Raw genomic sequence first — 7,099 nt, 5'->3', positions numbered from 1 at the left:
TGCCGTTACCTCCGCGCCCTCAATGGCTTCTTGCTCAAGGATCGGACGTTCGGCGATGTGGCGAACACCGCCGCGGCCCACAAATAGTCCGAACGAACCCTTCTTTTTTGTGCGCCCAGCATGGGCCCGACTTTGACAGGGATGGGCGCCCCCTTGCGGGTGCAAGTCCCGCCGCACGGATTTGGCCCGAAACAATTTCCCGTTTTGGGGGCGCTGGGCGGGGCGCGCTGCGGCGTTGCTCCTCACTTGTGTGGCTCGCCACACGGCGCTCGGAGCGCCTTGCATCGCATCCCGCTCAGCGCCCCCAAAACGGCAACTTATTCCGGGCCAAATCCTAAGTTGATCACAGCGAATGGCTATGTCGGCCACGGTACGCGTAGCGCCCTTACCGCACGCGCGCCTTCACTTCGTCGATCACCGTGAAGCTTCTCGACTCCCTGATGTGGGGCAGGGCGGCCAGCACCCCACGATAACGCGCCATGTCAGGGACGCGTGTCTTGAGCAGGTAGTGGAAATCGCCGTCGACCTCATGGCACTCAACGATCTCGGGCCGGGACATCGCCGCCGCCTTGAATGCGTCGGACGCCGATGCATCAGAGCGCTCCAGGCAGATCCGCGTCAGGATCATGAGTCCGCAGGAGCTGTTCGTCGCGTTGATCACGGCCGAGTAGCCGAGGATGACGCCATCATGAACGAGGCGGCTGAGGCGTTCGCTGGTGGCGGCCCTTGACTGCCCGACACGTTCCGCAAGCCTCGTGATGGAGATCCGGCCATCGTGCTTCAACTCGTGGAGCATTTTCGTGTCGACCTCATCGAGCGACACCGCTGCGACAGCGTTTCGGCCATCGCGGCCCATGCGACACGGCTGCGACGATTTGTCGTCCGTCGCCGCGTCGGCTGCAGGCCTGCGGGCACTGTGGAGCCGTCTCAAAGTGGTATCGCAGTGGAGCTTTTTACTTCTTCCATGACCGCGTAGGTGCGCGTCTCGCGAACGCCCGGCAGGGACCAGATGACGGCGCCCACCACGTCGCGGTATTGGGTCATGTCGGATACGCGGGTCTTGAGGAGGTAGTCGAAGCCACCTGCGACCAGGTGACATTCCAGGATGTCGGGCTGTGACTGCACTGCCGCCTTGAAGGTCTCAAGCACATCGTTGGCTGTGCGGTCGAGCACCACTTCGACAAAGACCAGCATGCCGATACCGAGCTTGGCAGGATTCAGGCGTGCTTCGTAGCCAAGAATCACGCCGTCCCGTGTCATGCGCTTGACGCGTTCAAACACCGCATTTGGAGAGAGATGCACAGCTTCCGCCAAGGCCAGGTTGGAAATCCGCCCATCGGCCTGGAGGATCCGAAGGATCTTGTGATCGATGCGGTCCAGTTCGGGCCCTGGGTCGCCATCAATGGCGACGGTATTGCGTGCGCGACGCGGCGCCGGGGTGCTGGGGCCGATGTTTGCGAATGGAATGCTCATGGCCGGGGCGCACAGCAGATGCCGTGCCAAGGGTGCCGTTTGAGCTAGAGCCTTGATTTGTCAAGGCTCGACACGCCAGACTCTGTCGCGTCGGCGTAATTTGGTGTGGAAATGGAAACTCGGACTTCGTGGTGAGTGCGCGTTTCCACACCGAGAGGCTCCCAGCCTCTGAGGCCTTCGTGGCCAGGCTTTCGCAGGGAGGCTACGGCATGTGGCATCGCATGACGCCAGGCCGGCATACTGCGCGGTCTATGCAAGCAGTCGACGGGGAATCGCAGGAACACAAAGGCCGCTGGCGCCGATTCATCGGGCCGCTGGCCCTGGGCATCGTCATGCTCTTGTCTGTTCTCGGGGCCGCGTTCGGCACCTACAGTGCGAGCCTGCGCAGCGGGATGGCGCAAATCGACGATATGGCAATCCACCAGCTCGATCTCTATGCGTCGACGCTCGAAAGCGAACTCGCTCGCTACGCCGACCTGCCTGGCTTGCTCGAGGTTGACCGCGACATCCAATCGCTGTTTGAAGGCGACCGCCGGCCGCAGGCTCGTGCCGCAGCCAATCGAAAGCTCGCGAGCTTCAATGTCATGGCAAGCTCGATGGCGATCTTCCTGGTAGACCCGCGCGGCGCGGTGCTCGCATCCAGCGACGCCTACCGTGGCGATGCCTCCGCCGAGGTGCGAACGATGCCTCTTTTCCTCGCGCAGGCTTTGCGAGACGGCAAGACCGGATTCTTCGCGGCAGACCCGTTCACCGGCATGGCGGACTACTACTTTGCTCAGCGCGTCGAGCGCGAAGGCAGGTTTCTCGGGCTGATCGGGGTGCAGATCAGCCTGGACCCTTTGGAGGCCACCTGGGTCGCCATGAGCCTGCGCTCCCAAAGCGAAGAAATCCTGGTGATCGACGATAACGGCGTCGTGATCATGACGTCGGTTCCGCAATGGAAGTACAGGACGATCTCTTTACTGACGCCGGCTGAACGGCAGGTCCTGGAAGCGTCCGGCCAGTATCCACCGCAGACCATTGAACCTCTGGGCATGAAGGTATTGAAGGTGCTTGACCGCGGCGTATCCATGGTGCAGCTGCCTGAATCGAAAGGCGAGCCGAAGGCCACGCCGCGTTCCGCGCAAGAGCGCCCTTTGTCTCAATTCGGTTGGCGGTTCATGATCGTGTCCGATCTCTCCGAGGTGGCGAACGATGCCGTTTTTGCCGCCTGGAGCGGGGGCGCCATTGCGGGCTTCTTCTGCCTGCTCGCGCTGTATCTCTTGCAGCGCCGGCGCGCGATGAGGCAGTTGTTCGACGCGCGCAATGCTTTGCAACAGGCCAATGACACTCTGGAGGCCGCCGTGGTGCAACGCACCAGCGAGTTGCGTGCCGCGAACGACACGCTGATCGGAGAAATGCAGGAGCGGCAGCGGGCCGAGGAAGAGCTTCTTCAGGCCGGCAAGCTTGCGGTGCTGGGCCAGATGTCGGTGGGCGTGGCGCACGAGATCAACCAGCCGCTCACTGCGCTGAGGGCACTGTCGACGAACACCGCTCTGTTGCTGAACAAGGGCCGTATTCCTGAAGCGGTCGACAACCTCAAGGCCATCGGAGATGTCGCCGCCCGCATGGGGCGCATCACTGCGCAGCTCAAGTCCTTTGCGCGAAAAACCCACGTGTTGCACTCGGCGGTGTCGCCGCGCGCCGCCATCGCGAACGTGTGCGTTCTGCTGGAGCACCGAACAACGGCCGAGCAGGTTCAAGTGAAGGTGGACGTGGCTGAAGACCTGCGGGTGCTCTGCGACCTCAATCGACTCGAACAGGTGTTGATTAACCTCGCGACCAACGCCATCGATGCGATGGCCGGCGCCGAGGTGCGGGTGCTGAGCATCAGCGCACACCTTTGCGGTGACCGCCTTTGTCTGCGCGTAGCAGATACGGGGCCTGAGGTGCCGGACGCGGTGATGGCGCGCATGTTTGAGCCCTTCTTCTCCACCAAGCCGGCAGGCGAGGGCCTTGGCCTCGGACTTGTCATCTCGTCGAGCATCGTGCGTGAGTTCGGAGGCAAGCTCCGCGTGGGAAAGGCAGAATCCGCATTGTTTTTCGAGTTCGATCTGCCGATACCGAAAGGGGCGGGCAATGTTTGAGGGGTTCAAGGTTCTCTTCATCGAAGATGATCCACCGGTTCGCAGCAGCCTGGCGCAGACTTTGGAACTGGCCGGCCTCGATGTGTGCGCCGTCGGGTCGGCCGAAGAGGCGCTGCGCCAATTGACGCCGGCGTGGCAGGGAATCGTCATCAGCGACGTGCGCCTGCCAGGCATGGATGGCCTGACCTTGCTGACGGAAGTCTGCCGCCTCGACTCCGACATTCCGGTCATCTTGATCACGGGGCACGGCGATGTCGAGATGGCCGTGGCGGCGATGCGCGCAGGTGCCTATGACTTCATCGAGAAGCCGTTCACGCCGGAGCGCTTTGTCGAGACGGCGATTCGAGCGATGGAAAAACGCATGCTGCGCGTGGCCGTCGAGGCGCTTCGCAGCCAACTGCATGAAAAGACCGGCATCGAGGCCGCGCTTCTCGGCAGCTCGCCAGCGATGCAGCGTGTACGAGAGCAGATCCTGATGCTTGCGGGGACGTCGGCCGACGTGATGATCCTCGGGGAGACGGGCAGCGGCAAGGAACTGGTGGCGCGCTGCCTGCACGACCACAGCAAGCGGCGCGACCGCAACTTCGTCGCCATCAACTGCGGCGGCTTGCCCGACACCTTGCTCGAAAGCGAGCTTTTCGGTCACGAGGCGGGCGCCTTCACCTCTGCCAACAAGCGCCGCATCGGCAAGATCGAACATGCCAATGGTGGCACCCTTCTGCTCGACGAGATCGAGAGCATGCCGCTGTCATTCCAAGTGAAGCTCTTGCGCGTCCTGCAGGAGCGCAAGATCGAGCGGCTGGGTTCCAACGAGGAGCGGCAGGTGGATGTGAGGGTGATCGCCGCCACCAAGGCCGACCTGCTCGAGCTGAGCCGACAGCAGAAGTTTCGGATGGACTTGTACTACCGCATCGACGTGGCGGTGCTCGAGTTGCCGCCGTTGCGGGACCGCAAGGAAGACGTGCCCATCCTCTTCGAGCATTTCGTCGCGCAGGCGGCGAAGAAATATGACCGCGAGCCGCCGCCCCTGAACAGTGACCACATGTGCGACCTGATGGCGCACGACTGGCCCGGCAATGTGCGTGAGATCAGAAATGCAGCCGACCGTTTCGTGCTGAACGTTGCAGCCGTCAGTGGCCCCGGAACGGTTGCTGTGCCAATAGGGCCTGCGACCCTGACTCAGCAAATGGACGTGGTCGAAAAGGCCTTGATCGAGCAGGCGTTGAAGCAGCACAACGGATCGCCCTTGGCGGCGGTGGAGGCCTTGGGCATTGGCAAGAAGACACTCTACGAAAAATTGCGGCGGCACAACATTGTTATCAAGGACTTCCGCTAGTCGTGGCGTGGGTTGTTTCTTCTACTCAGAGGCTGAGAGTTTTTCGAGCGTGCCCGAGCAGCGCGCCAGAAGGCGTCTGATCTAGGCGCAAAGCGCAGCCATAGCTCGCGCCATGGCGAGCATTTGCAACGACGAGCAGGCGGCTTCTGGCGTGATGAGCGGGCATGATCGAAAGACTCTCAGCCTCTCAGTAGTCCTTCGGGTCACTCGAGTCGGTGGGCTTGGCAATGACCTGCTGCAGCGCCTTGCTCATCGGCAGGCGAAGATTCCTGCCATATGGGGGAATGGGGGACTCGAACCAGTGCTTGTAGATGGCGTAGATTTCTCCGCTTCGAAACAGGCCGACGATAACGCCGTCGACAAGCCTCTTGAAGGCTGGGTCATCCTTGGGCAGGGCGATGCCGTAAGGCTCGACCGTCAACGTCCTGTCTGAAATCGAAAAGGATTGCGGATCGGCCGCCTTCGCGACGAGGCTGTAGAGGAGTACATCGTCCATCGCGTAAGCCACCGCGCGATCGGTCTGCACCATGAGAAACGAATCGACGTCTTCCTTGCCGGCAAGAATGCGCATGCCGAGCTTGCGCGTGGCGTTGACCTCGTTCAGGTACTGGATGCTGGTGGTGCCGACCGTCGATACCACTGCCTGCCCGCGGAGGTCTTCGAGAGACCTGATGCCGGCCGATTTCTTCGACAGCAGGCGAGTCTGCGCGACAAAGGTGGTGAGCGCGAATGATGCGCTCTTGTGTCGTTCCGCGGTGTTCGTCGTGACTCCGCATTCGAGATCGACAGTGCCATTGGCCACGAGCGGAATGCGCGTGACGGAGGTGACCGCGACCAGCTTTACCTTGAGGTCGCGCAACTGCAGGGTCTCCCGAATGTTGTCGACCACGCGTGCGCACAAGTCCATTGAATAGCCCACCGGCTTCAGCGTGGCATCGAGGAACGAGAAGGGAGACGATCCGATGCGATAGCCGAGGACGATGACGCCGGTTTCGCGAATCTTTTCAAGGGTGTTGTTTGCCGCGGCGATCGCGCCGTCTTGCATGAGGAAAAAGAAGCATGCCGCGCAGAAGCCGACGACGCTGCGGCAGATAGTCAATGGTCTGTAGGTTCGTTGCATGCTATTCAAGTGCAATCACGGTGTCCTGCTCTGCGGGCTGGCAACCTTCTGCGATTGGGTCCCATCCGCGCCGAACCACGACCCGGCGGTCGGTGTGGCAGAACTCCATTCTCGTGGCATTGGGAACCGAGCGCTGAACGAAGGCCTCTATGGAGGCCGGCATGCTGACGCGATAAAGCGCATGGGCCGTGTCGTCGCTCGGATGATCGTCACCATGGATCCACGGGATGAAGGCGCCCAGCCACATCAGCGGTGGAAAGCCCACGTCGAACACGCTGGGCATGTAGCCGTGGTCCTTCAGCCAGGCCTGGGCACGAGTGCGCAAGTCATCTGCAATGTCCAGGTGGCCCCAGGCGGCGGCAAGCATCTCCATCACCCATTGATTGCAGTTCTGGTAGCGCACGCTGAACGGGTAAGCATTGGCGCTGTACGCGGCGCTGAGCAGTTGCAATGCCTGTCGGTTGTCCAGTGCGACTCGTTCCAACTCCGCAGCTTCGGAGGGCGGAAGGAAGACGATCGAAACATAACCCGTGGAAGGGTCGTTGGTGCCGAGCACGAAGCCGGACATGCCCTGGTCGAAAATTCGCGGCTTCTTCTCGTCGCAGGCGTAGTAGAGCTGCCGCACCGACCATGGCGCATTCTGGCTGGCCTTTGTGCTGATGCCTGCATGTGAATAGCGCACGCCGAAGCGGCTCAGGTCCAGACCTGAGCGCGCGATGAGTACTGTGCTCTGGCCGGACTTTTCAAGCTCGGCCTTGATGATGGCGCCAAAGCGAAAGAGCTTGTCCTGCTGATCGGCGCTGTACTGCGTTTGCTGATCACAGAAGCGCATCGCACTGGCGTGGCACACGCTCCACGGCATGCCGCACCACAGCATCAGCAGTAGAAATCTTGCGAGGTGCAGCCCCGCCCGTCGGCTCAGAGGCTGAGAGTATTTCGACCGTGTCCGAGCAGCACGCCAAAAGGCACCTGATCTAGGCGCAAAGCGCAGCCATAGCGGGCTATGGCGAGCATTTGCAACGACGAGCAGGGGTCTTTTGGCGT

6 protein-coding genes are annotated in these 7,099 nt (G+C 61.7%); 2 read left to right on the top strand and 4 right to left on the bottom strand.

Annotated elements, in window-relative coordinates:
• Positions 1 to 385 precede the first annotated feature (385 nt).
• Together AC30NL_RS02470 and AC30NL_RS02465 are read right to left on the bottom strand one after the other, a co-directional pair.
• Positions 386 to 856: an Lrp/AsnC ligand binding domain-containing protein gene (locus AC30NL_RS02470; RefSeq protein ID WP_489462427.1), complete on the bottom strand. Its 471-nt coding sequence runs from the start codon at positions 854 to 856 to the stop codon at positions 386 to 388.
• A 71-nt stretch (positions 857 to 927) separates the two neighbouring features.
• Entirely contained in the window at positions 928 to 1,467 is a 540-nt protein-coding gene (locus AC30NL_RS02465; RefSeq protein ID WP_489462428.1) for an Lrp/AsnC ligand binding domain-containing protein, read from the bottom strand.
• Between the two features lie 257 nt (positions 1,468 to 1,724).
• Here AC30NL_RS02465 and AC30NL_RS02460 point away from each other — a divergent pair, with 257 nt between their 5' ends.
• Positions 1,725 to 3,599, top strand: coding sequence for a sensor histidine kinase (locus AC30NL_RS02460; RefSeq protein WP_489462426.1), 1,875 nt, complete (start codon positions 1,725 to 1,727; stop codon positions 3,597 to 3,599).
• On the top strand, positions 3,592 to 4,935 hold the full coding sequence (locus AC30NL_RS02455) for a sigma-54-dependent transcriptional regulator (RefSeq protein WP_489462425.1): 1,344 nt from the start codon (positions 3,592 to 3,594) through the stop codon (positions 4,933 to 4,935). Before AC30NL_RS02460 ends, AC30NL_RS02455 begins: the two co-directional genes overlap by 8 nt.
• A gap of 187 nt (positions 4,936 to 5,122) precedes the next feature.
• Here the strand turns inward: AC30NL_RS02455 and AC30NL_RS02450 are convergent, their stop codons facing one another.
• Together AC30NL_RS02450 and AC30NL_RS02445 are read right to left on the bottom strand one after the other, a co-directional pair.
• Positions 5,123 to 6,034, bottom strand: a complete 912-nt coding sequence (locus AC30NL_RS02450) for an amino acid ABC transporter substrate-binding protein (protein ID WP_489462424.1) — start codon at positions 6,032 to 6,034, stop codon at positions 5,123 to 5,125.
• A 22-nt stretch (positions 6,035 to 6,056) separates the two neighbouring features.
• Entirely contained in the window at positions 6,057 to 6,887 is an 831-nt protein-coding gene (locus tag AC30NL_RS02445) for a DUF2145 domain-containing protein (RefSeq protein WP_489462423.1), read from the bottom strand.
• Positions 6,888 to 7,099 lie beyond the last annotated feature (212 nt).

It is taken from the genome of Rhizobacter sp., from assembly GCA_021153565.1.
GTDB lineage: Bacteria > Pseudomonadota > Gammaproteobacteria > Burkholderiales > Burkholderiaceae_C > Albitalea.
This window is presented reverse-complemented; position numbering and strand designations above follow the sequence as displayed.

Bases quoted from the DNA above. Each gene is read 5' to 3' on its own strand.
- AC30NL_RS02460 (WP_489462426.1), top strand. From the start codon at position 1,725: ATGCAAGCAGTCGACGGGGAATCGCAGGAACACAAAGGCCGCTGGCGC.
- AC30NL_RS02445 (WP_489462423.1), bottom strand. From the start codon at position 6,887: ATGCGCTTCTGTGATCAGCAAACGCAGTACAGCGCCGATCAGCAGGAC.
- AC30NL_RS02470 (WP_489462427.1), bottom strand. From the start codon at position 856: ATGGGCCGCGATGGCCGAAACGCTGTCGCAGCGGTGTCGCTCGATGAG.
- AC30NL_RS02455 (WP_489462425.1), top strand. From the start codon at position 3,592: ATGTTTGAGGGGTTCAAGGTTCTCTTCATCGAAGATGATCCACCGGTT.